Source organism: Rhodococcus sp. H-CA8f, from assembly GCF_002501585.1.
In the GTDB taxonomy this organism is placed as follows: Bacteria; Actinomycetota; Actinomycetes; order Mycobacteriales; family Mycobacteriaceae; genus Rhodococcus_F; species Rhodococcus_F erythropolis.
Genome location: NZ_CP023720.1, coordinates 2,280,079 through 2,302,824, shown reverse-complemented (window position 1 = coordinate 2,302,824; position 22,746 = coordinate 2,280,079). Strand labels below are relative to the sequence as shown.

At 64.2% G+C, this 22,746-nt stretch carries 14 protein-coding genes and 3 tRNA genes; 10 read left to right on the top strand and 7 right to left on the bottom strand.

Annotation, left to right across the window (positions count from 1 at the left end):
• Positions 1–48: 48 nt before the first annotated feature.
• Together CPI83_RS10930 and lysA are read left to right on the top strand one after the other, a co-directional pair.
• Positions 49–486: a hypothetical protein gene (locus CPI83_RS10930; RefSeq protein WP_070797084.1), complete on the top strand. Its 438-nt coding sequence runs from the start codon at positions 49–51 to the stop codon at positions 484–486.
• 153 nt (positions 487–639) lie between these two features.
• On the top strand, positions 640–1,983 hold the full coding sequence (lysA, locus tag CPI83_RS10925) for a diaminopimelate decarboxylase (protein ID WP_020908262.1): 1,344 nt from the start codon (positions 640–642) through the stop codon (positions 1,981–1,983).
• 19 nt (positions 1,984–2,002) lie between these two features.
• On the opposite strand, the gene CPI83_RS10920 is transcribed toward lysA, so the two are convergent.
• A complete protein-coding gene (locus tag CPI83_RS10920; RefSeq protein ID WP_020970020.1) occupies positions 2,003–3,742 on the bottom strand; it encodes a helicase HerA-like domain-containing protein in 1,740 nt (579 codons plus the stop codon).
• A gap of 119 nt (positions 3,743–3,861) precedes the next feature.
• On the opposite strand from CPI83_RS10920, the gene orn reads away from it, so the two are divergent.
• Both orn and CPI83_RS10910 read left to right on the top strand, forming a co-directional pair.
• Positions 3,862–4,461, top strand: a complete 600-nt coding sequence (gene orn, locus CPI83_RS10915) for an oligoribonuclease (protein ID WP_024487359.1) — start codon at positions 3,862–3,864, stop codon at positions 4,459–4,461.
• Between the two features lie 84 nt (positions 4,462–4,545).
• Positions 4,546–4,618 (top strand) — tRNA-His (locus CPI83_RS10910).
• 180 nt (positions 4,619–4,798) lie between these two features.
• Here the strand turns inward: CPI83_RS10910 and CPI83_RS10905 are convergent.
• On the bottom strand, positions 4,799–5,209 hold the full coding sequence (locus tag CPI83_RS10905) for a MerR family transcriptional regulator (protein ID WP_019749137.1): 411 nt from the start codon (positions 5,207–5,209) through the stop codon (positions 4,799–4,801).
• Positions 5,210–5,264: 55 nt separating this feature from the next.
• Between CPI83_RS10905 and CPI83_RS10900 the strand changes: the two genes are divergently transcribed.
• The gene (locus CPI83_RS10900; protein ID WP_097387208.1) at positions 5,265–6,227 is read left to right on the top strand and encodes an oxidoreductase; all 963 of its coding nucleotides are present in this window, start codon (positions 5,265–5,267) and stop codon (positions 6,225–6,227) included.
• A gap of 134 nt (positions 6,228–6,361) precedes the next feature.
• Here the strand turns inward: CPI83_RS10900 and CPI83_RS10895 are convergent, their stop codons facing one another.
• On the bottom strand, positions 6,362–7,570 hold the full coding sequence (locus CPI83_RS10895; RefSeq protein ID WP_019749139.1) for an Ig-like domain-containing protein: 1,209 nt from the start codon (positions 7,568–7,570) through the stop codon (positions 6,362–6,364).
• Between the two features lie 329 nt (positions 7,571–7,899).
• On the opposite strand from CPI83_RS10895, the gene CPI83_RS10890 reads away from it, so the two are divergent.
• From CPI83_RS10890 to CPI83_RS10880, 3 genes are all read left to right on the top strand, one after another.
• Positions 7,900–7,972 (top strand) — tRNA-Lys (locus tag CPI83_RS10890).
• Between the two features lie 111 nt (positions 7,973–8,083).
• The gene (locus CPI83_RS10885; RefSeq protein ID WP_097387207.1) at positions 8,084–9,514 is read left to right on the top strand and encodes an amidase; all 1,431 of its coding nucleotides are present in this window, start codon (positions 8,084–8,086) and stop codon (positions 9,512–9,514) included.
• Between the two features lie 93 nt (positions 9,515–9,607).
• Positions 9,608–9,680 (top strand) — tRNA-Lys (locus CPI83_RS10880).
• A gap of 66 nt (positions 9,681–9,746) precedes the next feature.
• Here CPI83_RS10880 and CPI83_RS10875 read toward each other — a convergent pair.
• The gene (locus tag CPI83_RS10875) at positions 9,747–9,968 is read right to left on the bottom strand and encodes a DUF3618 domain-containing protein (protein ID WP_003945299.1); all 222 of its coding nucleotides are present in this window, start codon (positions 9,966–9,968) and stop codon (positions 9,747–9,749) included.
• 145 nt (positions 9,969–10,113) lie between these two features.
• On the opposite strand from CPI83_RS10875, the gene bcp reads away from it, so the two are divergent.
• Positions 10,114–10,587 (top strand): thioredoxin-dependent thiol peroxidase, encoded by a 474-nt coding sequence (bcp, locus tag CPI83_RS10870; RefSeq protein WP_019749140.1) that lies wholly within the window; start codon positions 10,114–10,116, stop codon positions 10,585–10,587.
• Here the strand turns inward: bcp and CPI83_RS10865 are convergent.
• Positions 10,584–11,933, bottom strand: coding sequence for a dipeptidase (locus CPI83_RS10865; protein WP_097387206.1), 1,350 nt, complete (start codon positions 11,931–11,933; stop codon positions 10,584–10,586). The genes bcp and CPI83_RS10865 overlap by 4 nt on opposite strands.
• Before the next feature lie 290 nt (positions 11,934–12,223).
• On the opposite strand from CPI83_RS10865, the gene CPI83_RS10860 reads away from it, so the two are divergent.
• The gene (locus CPI83_RS10860; RefSeq protein WP_019749142.1) at positions 12,224–12,925 is read left to right on the top strand and encodes a TetR family transcriptional regulator; all 702 of its coding nucleotides are present in this window, start codon (positions 12,224–12,226) and stop codon (positions 12,923–12,925) included.
• Positions 12,926–12,983: 58 nt separating this feature from the next.
• Here the strand turns inward: CPI83_RS10860 and CPI83_RS10855 are convergent, their stop codons facing one another.
• Together CPI83_RS10855 and CPI83_RS10850 are read right to left on the bottom strand one after the other, a co-directional pair.
• The gene (locus CPI83_RS10855; protein WP_021333452.1) at positions 12,984–13,382 is read right to left on the bottom strand and encodes a holo-ACP synthase; all 399 of its coding nucleotides are present in this window, start codon (positions 13,380–13,382) and stop codon (positions 12,984–12,986) included.
• Between the two features lie 10 nt (positions 13,383–13,392).
• Entirely contained in the window at positions 13,393–22,704 is a 9,312-nt protein-coding gene (locus CPI83_RS10850; RefSeq protein ID WP_097387205.1) for a type I polyketide synthase, read from the bottom strand.
• Positions 22,705–22,746 lie beyond the last annotated feature (42 nt).

The following is a 22,746-nucleotide window of genomic DNA, read 5'->3' as shown; positions in this document are numbered from 1 at the left end:
GCAGCGAATGCATGTTCGTGCGCATCATCGGCTACCCCGGAAGAAGCCGTGAGCGTCTCCAGCACCGTTTTCCTCGGGACTCCGACGGAGAAAACTTCGGACGGGTTCGAGGACACCTACCTGTTCGACGTCAGCCGGGTCTACAAAGGCGATCTGGCATCGGTGACGTCGGTGGGGACACTCGCGAACGGGAACGGTTGTGGCACAAGCTATGTGCTCGGCACCGAGCAGCTGATGTTCGTTTCTGCGCCGTACGACGTCGACGCCGAGCACGAGGGGCACAGCTGCGGGCCGGCTACCGAAACCGGGTTCGACATCCAAGCGGCGGTCGAGTCCGTGTACGGCGCCGGTTACGCCCCGAGCCCCGGCGGAACTCCGTCCGTTGGTGTGTCCGCCGACAGATCGGCGGTCATCGGCGGAGGCGCCGCGGTGGCATTGCTCGCGGTGCTCGGTTGGTTCGGATGGAAGCGCCGGCGAGCACAGTGATTCGACAGGCACAGTGATTCGAGCCCCGTCAGGGCCGCGTCAACCTCGTTCGGCGGCGCGTCAAGTAAGCGTCAAGATCCGCCCCACCGGTGATCTTCGGGAGTAGATCTGAAGGTAGCCCGCAACACGGCGGGTCACCTTCAGGAGATCGACGTGACGCTACTCGAAATCTTCCCCTCCCTACGCGGCGCAATGACACCGCGTATGGATCCTGCGTTGTGGCCCATCAGTACTCGCCACGACCACAGCGGGCGTGTCTGCATCGGCGACGTCTCCCTCGAAGAGATCGCGGACCAGTACGGCACACCGACGTACGTCGTCGACGAGGCGGACGTGCGGCACCGCTGCCGCACGTATCGAGAGATCTTCCCCGACTCGGAGATCGTGTACGCCGGCAAGGCACTGATGATTCGAGCGATGGCTACCTGGGTCTCCGACGAGGGACTCGGGGTGGATGTCTGTTCCGCCGGTGAACTCGCCGTCGCGCTCGCCGCGGGCGTGGACCCCCACCGAATCATCCTGCACGGCAATGCCAAATCGGTTTCCGAACTGAGGGCGGCGGTCAACGCGGGTGTGGGCCGGATCGTCCTCGACTCCCCCAGCGAAGCGGTACGGCTCGCGTCGGTGTGTACCCACCGACAGAAGGTGTTGATCAGAGTCACACCCGGCATCGACATACACGGACACAAGGCAGTGTCCACAGGCATCTTGGACCAAAAGTTCGGCCTACCAGCGTTTTCCGAAGAACTGGAACGTACGGTATCCGTCGTCGCCAACGCGGCGCACCTGCAACTCATCGGCCTGCATTGCCATCTCGGCTCCCAGATCACCGATCCCGAACTCTTCCGCCCCGCGATCGAGACGATGATCGCACAGATGGACGACATACGACGCACGCATCGAATCATCCTCACCGAACTCGATCTCGGCGGTGGCCATGGGATCGCATACATGCCGGGAGACGCCCAACTGGATCTGACCCGCCTCGCTCACGTCATCGACGAAACTCTCGACGACGCGTGCACCCGAAACCGCTTCCCTCGCCCCGAAATCGTGCTCGAGCCTGGCCGAGCGATCGCCGCGCGCGCCGGAGTCACGCTATATCGCGTACAGAACATCAAGTCGATCAGCGGCGGTCGAACCTTCGTTTCCGTCGACGGTGGGATGAGCGACAACCCTCGGGTGTCGTTGTACGACAGCCACTACGACGTCGAACTGGTGAACCGGCATTCGAGCGCACCGCTCCAGGAAGTCACCGTCGCCGGGCGGCACTGCGAATCGGGCGACGAAATCGCCGTCGGAGCAAGGCTTCCCGCCGACCTACATGAAGGTGACCTGTTGGCAGTGCCGTGTACGGGCGCATACCACCACAGCATGGCCTCCACTTACAACAGCGTCGGCCGGCCACCGGTCGTCGCTGTGCTGGGCGGGATTGCGCGGCCGTTGATCAGGCGCGAATCGATCAACGACCTGCTGGCCCGCGAGGTCGGCATCTGACCTCGCGGGCGCCTAAGCCTCAGCGCTTGCGACGGCTACCGGTACCGAAGATATTTCGCGAAATCTCGCGTCCCGCAGCCGAAGCCGCCGAACGCAGGAAACTCTTCACGGCCGAGTTACCCAGGATCTGCTCGGCGATGTTGGGGCCCTCAGGTTCGGCCGGCGGCGGTGGCGGCAGATCGGGCAGCGACGGAAGATCCAGGGACTGATCCGCCGTCGGAGCACCGGCCACCTTCGCCGTCAACTTTTCGTACGCCGACTCGCGGTCGATGGTCTGGCCGTACTTCTGATTCAGCGGACTCGACGACGCTGCCGCCTTGATCGCGTCGTTGCCAATGGTGTCCATCAGCGACCTCGGAGGACGAATCTTGGTCCAGGCCACCGGCGTCGGCGCACCCTTTTCCGAGAGCACAGTCACGATGGCTTCACCGATGCCGAGTGAAGTCAGTGCCTTTTCCAGGTCGTAGTGCTCGGTCTTCGGGTACGTGCGGACGGTCTTGTTGAGCGCCTTCTGATCGTCGGGCGTGAATGCGCGTAGGGCGTGCTGAACGCGCGCGCCCAACTGTGACAGCACCGAATTGGGAATGTCGGTCGGAAGCTGCGTGCAGAAGAACACGCCGACACCTTTGGAGCGAATCAGCTTGACCGTCTGTTCGACCTGCTGCAGGAAAGCCTTCGACGCGTCCGCGAACAGAAGGTGCGCCTCGTCGAAGATGAACACCAGCTTCGGCTTGTCAAGATCTCCCTCTTCGGGCAGCGTCTGGAACAAGTCCGCGAGCACCCACATCAGGAAGGTGGAGAACATTGCCGGACGCGCGGCCTGGGCACCGAGTTCGAACAGCGTGATCACACCGGCACCGCCGACGACACGCAGCAGGTCCTCGGTTTCGAGTTCCGGTTCGCCGAAGAAGGTGTCACCGCCGTCGGCTTCGAGGTTGACCAACGCACGCAGAATCACTCCCGCCGTCGCGGAGGAAACTCCGCCGATACCCTTCAGATCCGCTTTGCCCTCAGCGCTAGTCAGGTGGGCGATGACCGAACGCAGATCCTTGAGGTCCAGCAGGGCCAGGCCCTGAGTGTCGGCCCAGTGGAAGATCAGTCCGAGAGTCGATTCCTGGGTCTCGTTGAGGCCCAACACTTTGCTGAGCAGGATCGGCCCGAAACTGGTGATGGTCGCGCGCACCGGGATACCGATTCCGTCAGTACCCAACGACAAGAACTCGACTGGCATCCCAGCGGGAGTCCACGAATCGTCGCCCGTCTCGACGGCGCGAGCCTTCATCTTCTCGCTCGGATCCCCCGCCTTCGACAGACCCGAGAGGTCGCCCTTGACGTCGGCCATCACTACCGGCACACCCGCGGCGGACAGCTGCTCGGCGATGCCCTGCAACGTCTTGGTCTTGCCGGTACCCGTCGCACCGGCAATCAGACCGTGACGGTTGATCGTCGCCAATGGAATCCGCACCCGCGCGGTGGGATCTGCCACTCCGTCGATCACCACCGAGCCGAGCTCGAGTGCCCGCCCCTCGGATGAATAGCCCGCCGCGATTTCAGCTGCAGCACCCGACGGCGCCTGAGCAGCGGGGGTGGCTCCGGCCGATGCTTCGGCTTCAGCGGCAGCCGCTTCCTTCTCGGCTTCCTCAGCTGCCGCAGCGGCTTCAGCTGCAATCCGAGCGGCTTCGGCAGCGGCAGCCTTGGCAGCTTTCGCCTTCTCCGCCGGCGTCAGCGGCGCGGCTCCGTCCTTCGGATCCACGGTCATCGAAAGCCCTCCTCGTTGCAATGCGGCGAAGTTCTTGTCATCACCCGAACGCCGTCTTACACACGTCGAGTTTCCACCGCAGACCTTATCCCGCGCCCGCGCGCACTACTGTGTTCCTGGTGCAGGACAAATTGGTATGGATCGATTGTGAAATGACCGGGCTGCGACTCGAGTCGGACAAACTCATCGAGATTGCGGCTCTGGTGACCGACAGCGACTTGAACATCTTGGGCGAAGGTGTGGACATCGTCATCCACGCCGACGACGACGCATTGGCTGCAATGCCCGACGTCGTGAAGAAGATGCATGCGAAGTCGGGACTGACCGAAGAGGTTCGTAAGTCGACGGTCACCCTCGCCGAGGCGGAGAAAGAGGTGCTCGCGTACATCCGCAAGCACGTTCCCGTCGCCGGTACGGCTCCCCTGGCAGGTAATTCCATCGCCACCGACCGCGGATTCATCTCGCGTGACATGACGGCGCTGGACACATACCTGCACTACCGGATGATCGATGTCAGCTCCATCAAGGAACTCTCCCGCCGCTGGTACCCGCGAATCTACTTCGGCCAGCCCGAAAAAGGTCTCGCCCACCGGGCACTCGCCGACATCAAGGAATCCATCCGCGAACTCAAGTACTACCGCGGCACTGCATTCGTCGCGGCGCCCGGACCGTCGAGCGCGGAGATCGCAGCCGTCGTAGAGGGCTTGGGTCCCGCCTGACCTGCCGATTGGCTTCCTGACCGACTTTCGCGCTAGTATCTCTTTCGTCAAAGCAGCCGGGTCAAACCGGTGGCCGAGGCAATGGTGGGCGTAGTTCAGTTGGTAGAGCACCAGGTTGTGATCCTGGCTGTCGCGGGTTCGAGTCCCGTCGCTCACCCAAGCGGAACCCCCGAAGATGTCGAAAGACATTTTCGGGGGTTCTTTTGGTTTGTGCGCCGGCCCCAATCCCCCCTTCCACAGCCGGGTGAACGTACCTCTCGTCGCCTCAGATAGACCGAAAGCCACTTTCGCTCACATGGGGGTAGCTGGAAATCGCCGCACATGGCCCAGCCGTCGATCACTCGGGCGACGGTTGCGGCTCCCAGACACCTGCGACGGTCCCCTCGCGAACGTGTCGCTCGTATGCCGAAACCTTGTCGTGGATGACGGTCAGGTTGTCCTGCAGCGCAGAGATCCTGGATCGAATCAACACCTCATGCTTTTGTAGAAGTGAAAGCCGTTCCTTCTCGTTTCCCGGCCCTGACCTGACGAGTGCGGCGAATTCGCGGATCGTTGCGATCGGCATACCCGAGTCTCGGAATCGATTGCACAGCTTCAACCAAGCGACATCGTTTTCGGCGTAGACCCGACGCCCACCTGCCGAGCGCGCAACCTCGTGAACGAGCAATTCCTCACGTTCGAAGTATCGAAGGGAATCGATGCTGATTCCGGTCTCGACAGCTACGTCACCGATTGATAGTTCACGCATTGCCCGTCTACCTTTCCTTGACCTGGAGTGCACTCCAGATTTTACGGTCGCGGCCATGAATTCCATTCAGCGCAAAATCAACACCGGATTCTCCCGAATCTCCACTGCCGACGACGTACTTGCCGGACAAGATTTAACCGGCACAACTGCTTTGGTCACTGGCGGGTACTCCGGACTCGGATACGAGATTTCGCGGTCACTTTCTTCGGTCGGGGCGCGAGTTGTAGTTCTTGCCCGCCGACCAGAACAGGCACGGAGCGCGGTGGCCGACCTTCCGGGTATCGAAGTGCGAGCGTGCGACCTGTCGGACCCGAGCAGTGTCAGATCGTGTGCGCGAGAAATTCTCGAATCCCGGATCACTCCGGACATCATCATCTGCAATGCGGGGGTCATGGCCTGCCCGGAACTCCGTGTCGGCTCGGGCTGGGAATCACAATTCGCGATCAATCACCTCGGGCACTTTGTACTGGTGAACCTGCTGGTGCCAGCCATGCCCGCAAACGGTTCTCGCGTAGTCGCTGTCTCGTCGGCGGGACATTTTCTGTCGGGAGTGCGTTGGGATGACATACATTTCCGCAACGGTTACGACCGCTGGCTTGCGTACGGTCAAGCCAAGACTGCAAATGCTCTATTCGCTGTACAGCTGGCGAGCTCCGGTGCTTCACGCGGCATCACTGCGTTCTCCGTCCATCCCGGGAGCATCCTCACTCCCCTTCAACGTCACTTCTCTGCATCGGAGAAACACGATCTCGGATGGACGACGTCGAATGGCGACGCCGTGCCGGGATTCAAGACTCCCTCCCAGGGCGCCGCTACAACGGTGTTGGCAGCGACGGCACCGATACTCGCCGATCACGCCGGCGCGTACCTCCAGGACTGCAACATCGCGGACGTCGCGCAGACTGATGACATGAGCGTCGGCGGCGTGAAGCCTTGGGCTACCGATCGCGACGACGCACGGAGATTGTGGGCACTGTCCGCTGAAATGACCGGAGTGGACGCCTTCGGTCGACGCTGACGCCGAGCGAACGTACCTCCCGTCGCCTCAGATAGACCGAGAGGCACTTTCGCTCACAAAAGGAATACAGATGCAGAAATGCCCCCAACCGGACGGTCGGGGGCATTCTGACGTTCAGTGCTTCAGGGACGCGATCAGACGTCCGCGTTGCCGGTCTTCCAGACGCTCCAGGGAATGTTCCAGTCACCGAGGCCGTCGGTGCCGGAGAGCGTTCCGCCGACGGTGTTCTTGACGACGACGATGTCCCCACGCTTGGTGTTGTCGTAGACCCACTTGGCGTTGGACGGGCTCAGGTTGAGGCAGCCGTGACTGGTGTTGGAGTAGCCCTGCTGCCCGACCGACCACGGCGCCGAGTGGAAGAAGATGCCGCTGTAGGACATTCGGGTCGCCCAGTCGACGGGGGTCTTGTAACCCTGCGCCGAGGTGACCGGGACGCCGTACGTGGACGAGTCCATGATCATGTTCGCGAAGCGGTCGCCGATGATGTAGACGCCGTTGTCGGTGGGAGTGCTGTCCTTGCCCATGGAGGTGGGCATGGTCATGACGGTCTCACCGTTGACCTGGAAAGTGACCTGCTTGGTGTTGTCGTCCGCCGTGGCGATGACGGCATCACCGATGGTGAAGGAACTCTTCGCGTCTTCCTGCCCGAAGACTCCCTTGCCGAGATTGCGCCCGTACACGTTGACGCTCACGTCGACCTTGGTGCCGGGTGCCCAGTAGTTCTCCGGACGCCAACGGACCTCACGATTGTTGACCCAGTAGAACGCACCTTCGACGGTCGGAGTCGTGGTGACGGTGATCGCGGCTTCGGCAGCCTTGCGATCGGGGATGTTCTCGTCGAACTGCACCGCGATGGGCTGACCGATGCCGACCACGTCGCCCTCGTTCGGCAAGACATACGGCTTGGTGACGTTGCCGGGTGCGCTGGTGGTGAAGGACGTGACCGTCGTACTGGCGCCGCCCAATCCGAATGCGCGGGCCTCGATTTTGTACTTGCGGTTGTAGCCGAGCGGTTCGGTGGTCGTCCACGACGCACCGTCGGCAGCAATCGCGCCGGCAACTGCCTTGCCGTCCTGATTGACCATCGTCACGTCGGACAGGGCGCCGTCAGCGACGTTGATCTTGACCGGGTCGCCCGGCGAGAAGCCGACAGCGCCGTCGGCGGCGGTCGAGGTGAGCTTCGGCTTGATGAGTTCGGTGAGCGGATTGGAATCGATCGGCGCCGATCCCTCGGTGCTGACGTCCTTGCCACCCGACGTGCACGCGGTGACCAGAACGAGCGCACCGAGAGACACCGCGATCATCGCCGCACTCTTCGACACTCGACCGTTCCCCCCGCGCACGGACAGACCCCACCTTTGACGACTCATCGTTCGACTCCGCTTCACAATTTCTCCGACTAACTTCCGCATCACATGCGAATCCCACTTACCGGAAGGCAAGTGGGACTTGCGGTATGACTGCGCTGCACCAATGATGCCAGGCGCGCTCGTTACCAACGGTCATGAAGGGCCACGCCGTCAGTAACGTTCAAGTATCAATCGCTCCGAACCGTCCGTTTTGTTACCGCTTTCAGCGGATTTCCTCCGATTGGACTACGGCAGCGAGGCCGCCACCTGGCGATTTGCTCCCGAACCGGCGATTCGGCTAATGTTCTGTCTCGCAAGAGCGAGCGCCTATAGCTCAGTTGGTAGAGCAAGTGACTCTTAATCACTGGGTCCGGGGTTCGAGTCCCTGTGGGCGCACTTGCAAAGGTCCCCACCTTCTTCGGAAGGTGGGGATTTTTCTTTGTGGCTTGGTGGACAGGTCGTGGTGAATAGACTTCACAGTTACCGGAACCACGGCCTGGAGGTCTGATGACTGAGCGCGAATTCACGCCCGGCGGCGAACTGGCATTTGCCGGGGTGGCAGGTCAGGCAGCTCTGATCCGGTCCGGAGCTTTGTCCGCCCGCGAACTCACCGAGACCACACTTCGCCGTATCGAGCGCCTCGATTCGACGCTCAACGCATTTGTACGAGTTCTCGCGGACGAAGCACTCGACGAGGCGACACGGCTCGATCAACGTCAGGCCGACGGCAAAACCCTGGGCCCACTGCACGGAGTCCCGATTGCAATCAAGGACGAGAACGACGTCGCCGGAACGCCGACGACGTACGGCGGTGCGGCAGCCACGCGCATCGCATCGGCCGATTCAGAGGTTGTCCGTCGGTTGCGCGAAGCGGGTGCGGTGATCGTCGGCAAGACGACGATGCCCGAGTTCGGCATCTGGCCCTTCACCGAGACTGCCGCAAACGGATACACGAGAAACCCTTGGGACACCGGCATATCCACCGGCGGATCGAGCGGAGGATCTGCGTCGGCCGTCGCGTCGGGAATGGTCGCGGCGGCAATAGGCGGCGACGGCGGCGGTTCCATACGATTGCCTTCGGCGTTCTGCGGGTTGTTCGGACTCAAGCCGCAACGCGGTCGGGTGAGCACCGCGCCGAACCGAAACCTCTGGCGCGGACTCGGCACACTCGGGCCTCTCACTCGTTCGGTCGAGGACAGCGCGCTCGTATACGACGCAATCACCGGCACCACCGAGACCGACGACTACACAGCCGAAACGCTCCGAACCAGCTTTGCCGACGCGGCCGTGTCGGCACCCGGGCCGCTTCGCATCGCGGTGTCCACCCGGAGTCCGATCCGGGGCGTCCGCCCGTCAGCGGAGATCGTTGCCGCGGTGCTCTCGATCGCAGAGATGTTGAGCGCGTTGGGACATCACGTCGAAGAACACGATCCCGAGTACCCGGACGCCACTGCCGCTTTTCTCCCGCAGGTACTCGGCGGTGTCCGCGACGAAGCGCTTCGTGTCGATCATCCAGCGCTTCTCGAGAAGCGCACGCGAGCGCTCGCCTCGATCGGCCGGATAGCTGCACCCGCGCGCGTCGGCAAATTCGCCTACCGCAAAGGTCAGCGAATTGCAGCGACGGTCAACCAGGTCTTCGACACCTTCGACCTGGTCCTGATGCCGACGACGCCCGCGCTGCCACGCCCGATCGGACAACTCGAAGGAACCGGCCTTCTGTCCGCAGTCCGCAAGGCGTTGCCGATCGCCGCCTACTGTTCTATCTGGAATGTTTGCGGCAACCCGGCGGCCGCGGTACCCGCCGGCTTCTCCGAACACGGACTCCCCCTGAGCGTCCAACTGGTTGCGCGCAGCGGTGGCGAATCGGCGATTCTCGCCGTCGCACAGCAGTTGGAAAGCACCGTCCGCCGGCCGGATTCACGCCCGCCACACTCGTGAATTCCGGAAGCGATGTAACCATCGTCACCACGATGAACACGCGTTTTGCAAACTCCTGAGCCTGTCGGCTAATGTTCTGTCTCGCAAGAGCGAGCGCCTATAGCTCAGTTGGTAGAGCAAGTGACTCTTAATCACTGGGTCCGGGGTTCGAGTCCCTGTGGGCGCACTTGCAAGAAGGCCCCCACCTCACCAGGTGGGGGCCTTCTTCATGTTCTGCCTTCGAAAACTCGGGTCAGCGAATGATCTTCCGGACCACGAGTAGTCCCACCACTGAACCAACTGCGATAAGCGCGTACTTCACTGCCGGCTCGTTGAGCTTGGCGAGCACCGTCTTCTTGGTGTTCTCGACCAGCCGCTTCGGGTTGGTGCGGACCGTCAGTTCGTCGAGTGTGCTCGCGAGCTGGTTACGCGCCTTCTCGATCTCGCGTTCGATGCTCTCGGTGTCCCTGGGCACGTGTCCTCCAACTTGTCTGTGTTCTGCTGCTCTGTGTGCGGGTCTGCTGTGCGGACGCAGCGCGCCGACACTTCGCTCTACCGTAGAGGAGCAGAATGCCCTCGCGCCCACCTGCCGCGCAATTTCTCGACTAACCTCGATTCCCGTGACCGAGAACAGTAGATTGTCCGCCGGCGACGTCGCGCCGGATTTCACGCTCCCAGACGCCGACGGCAACGAGGTTTCGCTTCACGATTACCGCGGCCGCAAGGTCATCGTGTACTTCTACCCCGCGGCCAGCACCCCGGGGTGCACCAAGCAGGCCTGCGACTTCCGCGACAGCCTCGCCGAATTGAACGGCGCCGGGCTCGAGGTCGTCGGAATCTCGCCGGACAAGCCAGCAAAACTCGCGAAGTTCCGCGATACCGAAGAGCTGACCTTCCCGCTGCTCTCCGACCCCGAGAAGGCGACGCTCGAAGCCTGGGGCGCATTCGGTGAGAAGAAGATGTACGGCAAGACGGTCCAGGGCGTCATCCGCTCGACGTTCCTCGTTGACGAGGAAGGCAAGATCGAGGTGGCCCAGTACAACGTCCGGGCCACCGGCCACGTCGCCAAGCTACGACGCGATCTATCCGTCTAACTCCCGTACCTGCTCAAGAACAGCGCCTCCGCGAAAGCGAGATTCTCGATCTCCGACGGGTCGACGCTTTCGTCAGGTGCATGAATGCGGCACTGCGGTTCCTCGACGCCGATCAACGCGATCTCCGCGTCGGGGAACTGCTCGGCCAACGCACTGCACAGCGGAATCGATCCCCCTTGGCCGGCAAACCCCACTTCGCGGCCGTAGGCATCGGTCAGCGCAGACTTCAGCTGCGCGAATCCCGTCCCTTCCGTCGAGGACGAGAACGGTGATCCCGTCGATTCCGGTACGACCTCGATGTGGACGCCCCACGGAGCCGCTGGGCGGAGGTGGTCCGTCAACAACTTCTGTGCCTGCGCCGGATCCGTGCCAGGCGGGACACGAAGATTCAGGCGTGCGGATGCACGGGGCGTGATTGCCGCCGCAGAACCCACGACCGGCGGGCAGTCGATACCCAGGATGGTCAGCGCCGGACGAGCCCACACCTGCTCGGCGACCGAACCGGAACCAGTCAGTTGTACCCCTTCGAGTACCCCGGCGTCGGAGCGGAACTGATCGCCGTCGTAACTGATTCCCTCCCACTCCTGGTCGTTGGTCAAGCCTTCGACAGTGGTGTTTCCGGCGCCGTCGTGCAGCGTCGAGAGAATGTGCACCAGCGCGGTGATCGCATCGGGTGCCGGTCCACCGAAGACACCGGAGTGAATCTCACCCTCGAGCGTCGACACGTGGACCACCACGTTGGCGATCCCGCGTAGTGATGTCGTGATCGTCGGCTCCCCGACCTCGGTGTTGCCGGTATCGGCGATCAGGATCATGTCGGCCGCAAAAAGTTCGGGCCGCTCTCGCACCAGATCCTCGAGACCGCCAGTGCCCATCTCCTCTGATCCTTCGGCGACGATCGTCAGATGTGCGCTCGGATCCACACCTGCTGCGGCGAGCGCTCGCAGAGCTGTCAGATGCATGACGACGTTGCCCTTGCAGTCCGAAGCGCCGCGTCCGTACCACCGTCCACCCCGCTCGGTGAGCGTGAAAGGCGGCGAGCCCCAGAGCTCTTCGTTTCCGGGCGGCTGAACGTCGTAGTGGCAGTACAGCAGAACCGTCGGAGCACCGCCTGGACCTGGTCGACGACCGACGACGGCGGCCGAGCCGTCGGAGGTCTCGATCGCCTCGATATCGGCGAAACCCTGATCGCGGAATGCCTCCAGGACCCAATGTGCCGCGGCCGCGCATTCTTCCGGCGGGTATTGCCTTGCATCTGCGACGGACTTCATCGCCACAAGTGCACTCAGATCCTCATGGGCACGCGGCATGAGTTCACGTACCGCGGTTCGCAGTTCTTCCGTCATCGTCTCCCTCTCCTCGGCATCGAACCTCGGTGTGCCCGAAGAATCTCAGTGTGCCCGAATCGGGCGTAGGGAGTCGGCAGGATCGCCGTTGCGCCACACCGCGCAGCAACCTCTTCAGCTACTGGACAGGTGGTCACCTAGTATCGAGGTGTGGCAACAGCATCGGGACTCGTGTGCGCGCACCTGCGCGGTGCGTTTCGACCGATCACGACCGCCGAAGTAGGTGGCCGATGACACCGGATAATGCACAAGTCCCAAATTCGACAGAAAACACCGATAGCCTGGAAGACGTGCAGCCCACGACTCGTAACCGCGCGCGGCGACGAGTCGACCCAGCACTGGAGAATCCCCAGAGCCTCGAAGAACCGCAGGAACTGCTGCCGCGCAAGCGTCCGACGCAAGAGCGCAGCCAGCGTAAATTCGACGCACTCCTGGCGGCGTCACGGGAACTCCTCACCGATGTCGGTTTCGAATCGTTCACCTGCGAAGAGGTCGCGGCACGTGCCGACGTCCCGATCGGGACGCTCTACCAATTCTTCGCGAACAAGTACGTCATAGTGTGCGAATTGAACCGCCAGGATCTCGTCGGGGTCCAGCACGAGCTTGCGCAGTTCGGCGGCGAAGTACCCTCGCTCGACTGGTTGCGGTTCCTGAACAGTTTCGTCGATCACATGGCCGGACTGTGGACGTCCGATCCGTCGCGCCGCGAGGTCTGGCTGGCGATGCAGTCGACGCCGTCCACGCGGGCCACCGGAGTCATTCACGAAAAGCAATTCGCCGAGACCGTAGCGAAAATGCTCGGTCCGTTGACGCCTCGTACGCGGCGAGATCGTCGCCTGATGATGGCGGAAGTTCTTGTCCACGTGGTGTATTCGATGCTGAATTTCTCGGTTCAGGACGGTCAGTCGCATGCCGACGCCGTCGCCGAACTGAAAAGATTGATGATCGCATATCTCCTCGTCGCCGAGAAGGAATCCCGCACGAAGGACTAGTCGAACGACAAAGAGCCGGTCTCCCCTTGGGAGACCGGCTCTTTCGTGTCCGGCAGTGCTACTCCGGGTCGGATTCGATGACCGCGAAAGCGCCCGCCATGTCCCCGTCGTGGGTGAGCGAGATATGAATCTTCACTCCGGTGAGGTGTTTGGCCACGTCACCGCGAAGCCGTATGCCCGGGCGACCCCAGGCGTCCGAGACGACTTCGATCTGATTGTGGATCATCTCCCCCAGCACCGGCGGGCTGGCGAAGAGAGCAGTTGACCATGCCTTGATCACTGCTTCCTTCGCTGCCCACCGGGCGGCGAAATGTCGTGCCGGTTCGGAGCTCCGGGTAGCGGCGTCTCGACGCTCGCCCGGTGTGAAGTTGTCGAGCATTGCCGTTCCCGGCCTGTTCAATTGCTCGGCGAACTCCGACACCGTCACGAGGTCGAAGCCGATACCCAGAACTCCCATACCGTGATTATTACTTGCAGCCGGGCAGATTCGAGCGGTACACCAGATCTGCGCCGAGTCGTGCGTCCTCGCTCAGCAGCATGTCCGCTTCGAGCTGACGCGACGCCTTGGCCGGCGTTCCGTCGGCACCGAGGCGACGATCCGCCGGGCGCTCGTAAAGGCTGTCGCCACCGCACATCGCCTTGGCGAGGCGGCGCTGACCGTCGATCGTCCGCTGCTGCGCCGCAGCAACATAGTCGGCGCGCTTGTCGGCCGGAACCGACTCGACGAATGCCTGCGGGTGAACGACTGCGATCAGGCCGGAGACGTGACCGAAGCCGAGGCTGGTCAGCAGGCCGGCACGCAGCGGAAGCTGATCACCGAACTTGAGCGGCTGACGTGCCCACACGAGGTGCTCGAACTCGGCCATCTTGTCGTCGACGCAGTCGAGGCTGCGGTTCGGCGGGACGATGCCCTGGCTCAGTACCTGGCAGAGCCCGATCAGCTGGAAGGCTGCGGCACCACCCTTGGCGTGACCGGTCAGGCTCTTCTGCGAGACCACGAACATCGGCGCACCTTCACTGCGTCCCAATGCCCCGGCGAGGCGCTCGTGCAGCTCTGCCTCGTTCGGATCGTTGGCGGCAGTGGAGGTGTCGTGCTTGGAGATCACGGCGATGTCGTCGGCGCTCACGCCGAGAGCGTTGAGCGAGAGTGCGAGCTGCGAATCCGCTCCCCCACGTCCGGCGCCCAGTGCTCCGAGTCCCGGTGCCGGGATCGAGGTGTGGACACCGTCGGCGAACGATCCGGCCCAGGCGACCACACCGAGGACGGGCAGGCCCATCTCGAGTGCCAGGTCTCCGCGAGCGAGGAGAATCGTTCCGCCACCGGCCGACTCGACGAATCCGCCGCGGCGACGATCGTTGGCCCGCGAGAAGCGGCGATCCTCGATGCCCTTGGCGTGCATGTCCTCGGTCTTGGCAGTTGCCGACATGTCACCGAAGCCGATGATGCCTTCCGTGCTCAGATCGTCGAACCCGCCGGCAACAACCAACTGCGCCTTGCCGAGTCGGATCTTGTCGACGCCTTCTTCGACGGATACCGCTGCCGTGGCGCAGGCGGCGACGGGGTGAACCATCGCGCCGTAACCGCCGACGTACGACTGAACGACGTGCGCTGCAATGACGTTCGGCAGCGCTTCCTGCAGGATGTCGTTCGGACGGTTCTCGCCGAGCAGCGTGTCGATGTACAGGCTCCTCATGGAGGTCATGCCGCCCATGCCGGTGCCCTGCGTGTTGGCGACCAGGCTCGGGTGTACCCAGCGGAGCAGTTCGCTCGGAGTGAAGCCGCCGGTGAGGAAGGCGTCCACCGTTGCGACGATGTTCCAGAGTCCGACGCGGTCGACCGAATCTGCCATGTCGGCGGGGATGCCCCACTTGGTGACGTCGAAGTTGGTCGGGATCTGGCCGCCGACACTACGGGTCAGCTTCATCTTGCGCGGGACGCGGATCTCGGTGCCTGCGCGGCGAGTGACTGTCCAGTCTCCGGACTCGGCGGAAACCGTCGCCGTCGTGTTCTCCGGATCGGATTCGACGAAGGCCTGAGCCTCTGCCTCACTGCCGACCACGAAGCTCAGATCCTTGTCCAGGAACACGGAGGTGAGCAGCGGAGCGGTGTTGTCGATCATCGCGCCCTCGTCGACGTAGCGACGGATGCCGCAACGCTCGACGACTGCGTCGTGGTACTTGTCGGCGATTTCCGCCTCGGGTACCAGGTCACCGGATTCGACGTCGTACCAGCCCGGCTTGGGGTCGTTCTCCCAGACGATGAGTCCGGTGTTCCACGCCAATTCGAGAACGCCTGCGGCAGAGAGCTGCTCGTCGACCTCCATCTCGAAGCGGGTACGCGAGGAACCGTAGGGTCCGAGCTCTCCGGCACCCACGATGACCACGAGGTCCGCGGGGGTGACGTCCAGTTCGGGCCAGCTCGGAGCCTTGACCGAGTCGTCGATGCGAGCCGGCGTGGGCAGCGCCAGGATGCTGGACTCGTCCACTGCTTCGTCGACAGCCTCGGCGATCTCGGCAACCTCGGCAGCTTCCTTGGCCAAAGCACCCAGATCCAGGTTGGCCTCGGACAGTCCGCCGGTCAAGTCGACCTCGAGCGGAGCCTCTGCTGCAGCGCGCCGCGACTCGCGGGTTGCCGTCTTCAGCAGTTGGGTCGCCATCTCCTGGGTGGACCAGGTGCGGACGCCCGCAGCTTCGACCGCGTCGACGATCGGATCGTTGTGACCCATGAGTCCGGTTCCGCGAACCCAACCGATGACCGCGTGTGCCAACGTGACCCGCTCGGCCCAGTTCCGCTCGGCCTTCCAGCGGTTGACCACGGCGATCAGCGAAGCCTTGGCCTCACCGTAAGCACCGTCGCCGCCGAACGTTCCGCGGTTCGGCGAACCGGGCAGCACTACGTGCAGGTGCGTGTCGACATCGCTGTCGTAACCGATCTTCGACAGACCGCCGATGAGGCGCTCCACCGACCAGAGCAGCACGCGCATTTCCATTTCGGCGCGAGCGCCGGCGTCGGAGAGTTCGCCGCCGACACGCGGAGCTGCGAACGGGAAGAGCATCGTCGGCGTCATGGCCGGCTTGATGAGCTTCTTTGCGCCGCCTGCGTTCTCGGTGGCCTCGTTGCCGATCCAGTCGATCAGTGCGTCGACGTCGGTGTACGACGCCATGTTCGCGGGAACCACCCAGAGGGCGGCACCGGCGCGAGCGTTCTCGCGGTACAGGTCGCGGTAGAAGCCCAGACGCTGACCGTCGAGTCGTGAGGTGGTCACGAATACCGTTGCGCCACCGGCAAGGAGCTTGCCCGTGACGGCTGCCGCGATGGAACCCTTGCTGGCGCCGGTCACTACTGCGACCTCGCCTGCCCACTCGGGTGCGTCGGATTCTGTCGTCACGGCTGCATCAACGATGCGGGTGTAGACCTCGGCGAGCGCCGTGCGGCCCTCGTCGGTTGCACGGGTGGCCCACCACTTGGCCTGTGCGGCGACGGTGGAACCGGCACCGATGAAGTTCTCGACCGACAACGCGGTGTCACCGAGCCAAATACGAGCGAGATCCTCACGCGCACTTGCCCAACGGTCGTCGAGCAGCACGGCCTTCTGTGCGTCGAATGCCGGAGCAACCAGACGCGGCCAGTCGGAGCCGAGTTCAGCCGAGACCAGGTCGACCAGTTCGGTGTCCTCGACCGTCGCGACTGCCGCTTCTTCGTTCAGTCCGAGCTGCTCGAGCACCAGGCGTGCAGCCGAGGCCAGAACGCCGTTGCGCCCGGTGATGTTCTCGGTGAACTCACCCAGGGCGGCTGCGTCGACGGTTCCGCCGCTTCCGCCGCCGGTAGCCGGCAACGAGACACTGACTCCGCGTGCAGAGCCGACCGAGGCAACTGCGCTGTCGATGACTGCGTCGACCGCTGCGGCGTCGGCCAGTGCGCCGGAGCTCAGGCCACCGAGGTCGCCGCCGCGGATGCTGGCGCCGTCACGGGTACCGAGAGCCACTGCTGCGGTGACGTGGTGCGCCCAGCCGTCGCCCAGTTCCCAGACCTTCTTGACGCGGTCGGCGATGTAGCCGGGACGCTTGCCCGAGGGGCCGAAGACCTTGCGCAGGTGATCGTTGATCGAATCGGAGAGCACCGGTCCGAACGGCTTGTACGTACGGGCGAGCTTGTCGACGGTTGCTCCCAAGGAGCCCATGTCGGCATCCGCGGCACCGTCGATGGCGCCGAGGGACAGCTCGGAGCCGAGGTCGACCAGAAGCTGGTTACGACGCGAGGAGACGCCGTCGCACAGTGCCTCGATCGTGTCGGCGGGGCCGACCTGATCGGGACGGAGCTTGGTCCACAGGCTGATCAGGACCTTCGTGGCGTCGGGCGCCTTGAAGGTGAGGTCGTCCGGACGCGGTCCACCCGAGGGTGCAGCCGGCGCAGCAGCTGCAACCGGAGCAGCGGCCGCGGCAACCGGTGCAGCCTGCGCAGCAGGCGCTTCGATCTCGTCGTCGTCATCGACGGCGGGGTCGACGTCGGTGCCGTAGACGATCGCAGCTTCGCGCTCGACGTTGAGAACCTCGACCGGGTAGCCGAAGCGGCCCGGCAGCTTGAGGGTCTGCGACGCGAGGTTCGCAACGGTCGGGGCAGCGCCGAGACCGATCTCTACGAAGCGTTCGACCCCGAGTCCACCTTCGGACTCGTCACCGAAGAGCAGGTCCTGCGTCTCGATCCAACGGACCGGGCTGGCGAACTGCCAAGCCAGCAGCTCGATCAGGATGATGCGGGACAACTCGTGGGTGCGCGTTGCGTAGCTGTCGAAATCTGCAAGGACTTCCTGCAGCGGCTCGGACGGCACCAGGTCGGCGATTTCCTGAACGAAGTCACGACGCAGCGAGAACGGCTTCGGAACCAGGTTCGGGATGTAGCGGCCGATCAGGATGTCCGGATCGATGTCGTGCGGGAGCAAGTCCTGCAGGCACACGCGGAAGTCCGCCACGCCGCCACGAAGGACGGTGGAGTGGAACGGCACATCGATGCCGGGAACCTGGATGTATGCCCGCTTGCCACCGAATTCTGCTCGGCGACGATCGATTTCGACCTCGAGTGCGTCGAGACCGGCTACCGAACCGGCGATGGCGTACTGGCTGCCGCGCAGGTTCAGGTTGACGATTTCGAGGAACTCACCGGAGGTCTCGGCGACACCGGCGACGAAGCCCTGCACGTCGTCGTCGGAAACACCGATCTGCGACGGGCGAATAGCAGCCATGCGGTAGTCGGAACGTCCGGCTTCGTCCCGGGGAACGAGCTGGTGCATGGCGGAGCCACGCTGGAAGACGACCTCGAGAAGTGCTTCGAGCGGGAAGACCTCGGCGACAGCAGCGAGTGCGTTGTACTCACCAACCGAGTGACCGGCCAGAAGGGAATCTTCGATGAAGGTTCCGGACTCGCGCAGCTCGGCAACCTGGGCAACACCGAGAACGGCCATGGCCACCTGGGTGAACTGAGTCAGGTGCAGGACACCGTCAGGATGCTTGTGCTCGACACCGCGCGCCTTGACGGTCACCGGGTTGTCGCGCACGACAGCGAGAATCGAGAATCCGAGCGCCTTGCGGGTGTGCTTGTCCGCACGCTCCCAGACGTCGCGGGCGGCCTTGGAGCGTGCACGAGCGTCGAGGCCCATGCCCGGGCGCTGGATGCCCTGGCCGGGGAAGGCGTAGACGGTCTTCGGCGCGGCGGTGCGGCCGGTGGCGACCATCACCAGTTCGCCGTCGATGCGGCAGCCGACCTCGACGATTTCTGCGCCCTGGTCGATGCCGACACGGTCGACGCGGACGTCGATCTCGGCGCCGGGGCGAACCATCCCGAGGAAGCGGGCGGTCCAGGCGGTCAGGCGGCGCGGCGGGACGCGGGTCTCGGCCGGGTCGACTGCGGTGACTACCTGCTGCGCAGCGGCGGAGAGCCACATGCCGTGCACGATCGGGGTTCCGAGGCCGGCCAGCAGAGCGGCGTTGTCGGAGGTGTGAATCGGGTTGTGGTCACCGGAAACCTGAGCGAACGCACCCATGCTGACCGGCGCGAGGATCTTCGCGTCACGGCGACGACGACGCGAGGTGTCGACAGCCGCATCGCTGATCGATCCACCTGCGCGAGCCGGGTCGGCGAGTTCGCCAGCGCCGGTGCGTCCGCGGATCGCGAAACGCTCGGTCATGGTGACGACTGCGGGGGCGTCGAGGCCCTCGCCGAGCATGGCACCGACCTCGACCTTGACCTCGACGACGCGACCGAGGTCGGTGTCGAGAACCGAGGCGACCTCGGCATTGACCACGAGAATGCTTGTCTCGGAGGGAAGTTCACCGACGAAGTCGACGGTGTGGTCGAGGTGGACCAGGTCGAGCATGCCTTCGATAACGGAAAGACTGTCGAGCTTGGCTGCGCCGAGGACTGCGAACACTGCAGGCCAGCATGCTCCGACGACGACGTCCGGAACAGCCTTGCCGCTGACACTGAGCGTGGTGGGCAGGCCGGAACCGGTGACACCGGCGTGATCGGCGATGCGATCGGGAACCCACGCGACGTTGAGGCGGGCCTTTCCGTTCTTGACTGTCGGAAGTTCCTGTCCGGCAGCAACTGCCAGCAGCGCGGACATCGCACCCTCGGCGTCTGCCTCGGTGACAACCGGAGCGCCGCCGTCGACGACGGACTCGGGGATGGTGATCGTGATGTCGACCGACTTGTCTGCCACCAACGGAACCGAGAGCAGCACGTGCGAGGAATCGACGACGGTCAAGCTGGACCCCGTGGTGCCGTGAACTGCCTTGTCGGCAGACTCTGCGTTCCACTCGTCGAGGTCGCCGAGGCGACGGACGGGGTTCTGGGTCAGGCGGCCGGCCCACTGGAGGTCGGGAGCGGAGAGGACGGCGTCGAGAAGTCCGGGTGCGGAATCCTGGTGGCGACGGCTCGCGAGTGCAACCGGAGCGGCTCCGGCAGCAACCAATTCGTCGTAGGTCGCCTTCTCGAAGCGATCGAGCAGGTCACCGACCGGCTCGTCGACACGGGTGATGCCCGCGACGGCGACGGTGCCGGGGATGACACAAACCTGATCGGCGGTGTAGCGGGGATCGTGTGCCTGCCACAGGGAGTCGCTGCGCCACCAACGGCGAACGTCACCGTCGACGACGGGAACGAAGTTGACCGGCTTGCCCGGCGTCTTGCACAACGAGGTGAAGAACGAGACGTCTGCGGGATGCAGAACCGTCGTCGAGTAGTCCGGGTACGACGCCTGCAGTGCGCAGATCGCAGCCTCGGGGCGCTCGAGGGTCTCGGCGTCGCCGAACAGTGTGGGGATCGGGCCACGGTCGACCGGGTGCAGACGCGCCTCGGTGCGCTGGAGCATCTCGCCGAAGCGAGCACGCCAGGTGATGTCGAGCCACGGGCTCGAGGTCGCCTCGACGATGGCGTCCTGAAGATCTGCGCCGCAATCGAATTCCTTCGCCGCGTCGATGCCGACGGTCAGCTCGAGGTAGCGGCGCAGCCACTGTGCGTACGTCATGGTCTCGACGTCGCCGAAGTACGGCTTGGCGGTGACGTCGAGGGCGGCGATGATCTCGTCGCGGCGCTCGGCCACTGCCTCGGAATCGCCGGCAACCTCGTCGAGGAGGCGTCCGGTGCGCGAAGCCGCGTTGTCGATCTCGTGAATGTCGGCACCGAGCTGGCTACGGCCAGAGGCCATTCCGCCTTCAGCGGTACCGGCACCGACCCAATCCGGTGTTCCGGGCGTGTCGACGAGGAGCTGCTTGACCTCGGGCGAGGTGGTGGCCTCTAGAGTCGCCATGGCTGCAGTGCCGACCAGGATGCCGTCGACGGGCATGGCCGGGAAACCGGCTGCGGCAGACCAGCGACCGGTGAGGTAATCGGCTGCTCGCTCGGGGGTTCCGATGCCGCCGCCGACGCAGATGACCAAGTTCGGACGTGTACGCAGCTCGGCGTACGTGTCGAGGAGCAGGTCGTCGAGGTCTTCCCACGAGTGGTGTCCGCCGGCGCGGCCGCCTTCGATGTGGACGATGACCGGGAAGTTCGGAACCTCGTTGGCGATGCGGATCACGGAGCGGATCTGCGCCACGGTGCCGGGCTTGAACGCGATGTTGGTGATGCCGATCTCGGACAGCTCGTCGATGAGGGCAACGGCCTCTTCGAGTTCCGGGATACCGGCGGTGACGATGACGCCGTCGATGGGAGCGCCGGCAGTACGGGCACGCTGCACCAGGCGCTTGCCACCGAGCTGCAGCTTCCACAGGTACGGGTCGAGGAACAGGGAGTTGAACTGGACCGCGCGGCCCGGCTCGAGCAGCATCTTCAGCTCTGCGACACGGTCTTCGAAGATTTCCTCGGTGACCTGTCCGCCACCGGCGAGCTCAGCCCAGTGACCGGCATTGGCTGCCGCGGCAACGATCTTGGCGTCGACCGTCGTCGGCGTCATGCCTGCGAGCAGGATGGGTGAACGACCGGTCAGCTTCGTGAACGCCGTCTCGACGCCGATGCGGCCACCGGGAAGCGAAACAGGCTTCGGCGCGAATTCGCTCCACGAACGTGAGACCTCAGGCGCAGCACCGGGGGTGAGCAGATTGCGGTGTCCGCCGCGGGTGGCGGCGGCGATGATGCCGATGCCCTGCCCACGCAGCGAAGAGGACGTCATACGGGTCAGCTGATCGCTGGGCCCGAGATCGAGAATCCACTTGGCGCCGGCGGAGATTGCGCCGTCGACAGCCTCGACCCAGTCGACCGGATCGACGAGGACACCCTGTGCAAGTTCACGCGCACGGTCGGCATCGAGACCGCAACGGGTTGCCCAGCTGCCGACAAGTTCGACGGCCTCGGCCAATGCTGGGTGATGGAAGCCGATTTCGGTGTCGAGCGGATCGAAGGACGGAGCGAAGACGGAACCGCCACGCTTCTTGCCCTCTCGCTCGCGAGCTTCTTCGGCTTCGATCTGCTCGCAACGCTCTTGCACGCGTGCCAGCTGAGCGGGCGGTCCGGCGAGAACGACGCGGCGACGGCCGTTGCGAATGGCGAGAACAGCCGCGCGTTCGGGGGCAACACCCTCGGCAAGCTCGGCGACGATGGCGGCGAGACGCTCGGGATCGACGCCCGAGACCGCAACCATCGGCTTCGCGGAGGCGCCGGCGATGACGCCGCGGCGACGGCCGACCAGGCTGGCAGCAGCACCGACGAGCTGTGCGACGGCGAGGAGTTCACCGTCGTCGTTGCCCTGCGCGGCTACGGCAGCGGTGGCCAGCAGGCCCTGCGAGTGGCCGATGACGGCAGCAGGCGGGTTGCCGGCTACATCCAGACCCTGAGCGGAGAGTGCACGCAACGCCGCAAGCTGCGTGAGGAAGACGCCGGGGAGTGACACCGGAGCTGCGGTGAGCGCGGCAGCGGAAGGCCCGGCCGACTTCTCACCTTCTTCTTCGTCGACGATCTCGGCTTCGAGCATCCACGCGATCGGATCGAATCCGACCGGGCGAACCACGAGGAGATCCTGTGCGACGGGCGCGAGGCGTGCTGCTGCGTCATTGACCAGATCGGTCAGAACGGGCTCCAGGCCGTTGTCACGGCTGAGCTCCTCGAGCGAAGTGAGCCAGGGAGCGCCCTGTCCACCGAAAGCGATTGCGTAGGAAACGCCGTTGTTCAGCGAATCGACGAGGGCACCTTTGCTGGTCGTGCGGGACTGTCCCCCATCGACGCCGAAACGGCGTCCACCCTTCGAGTCGCGTCCGTTTCCTGTAGGTGTCGTGTCATCGATCGTCACGCGTACGTCCTCTCCTGGTCACCTCTGCGGCGAGGTGGGATT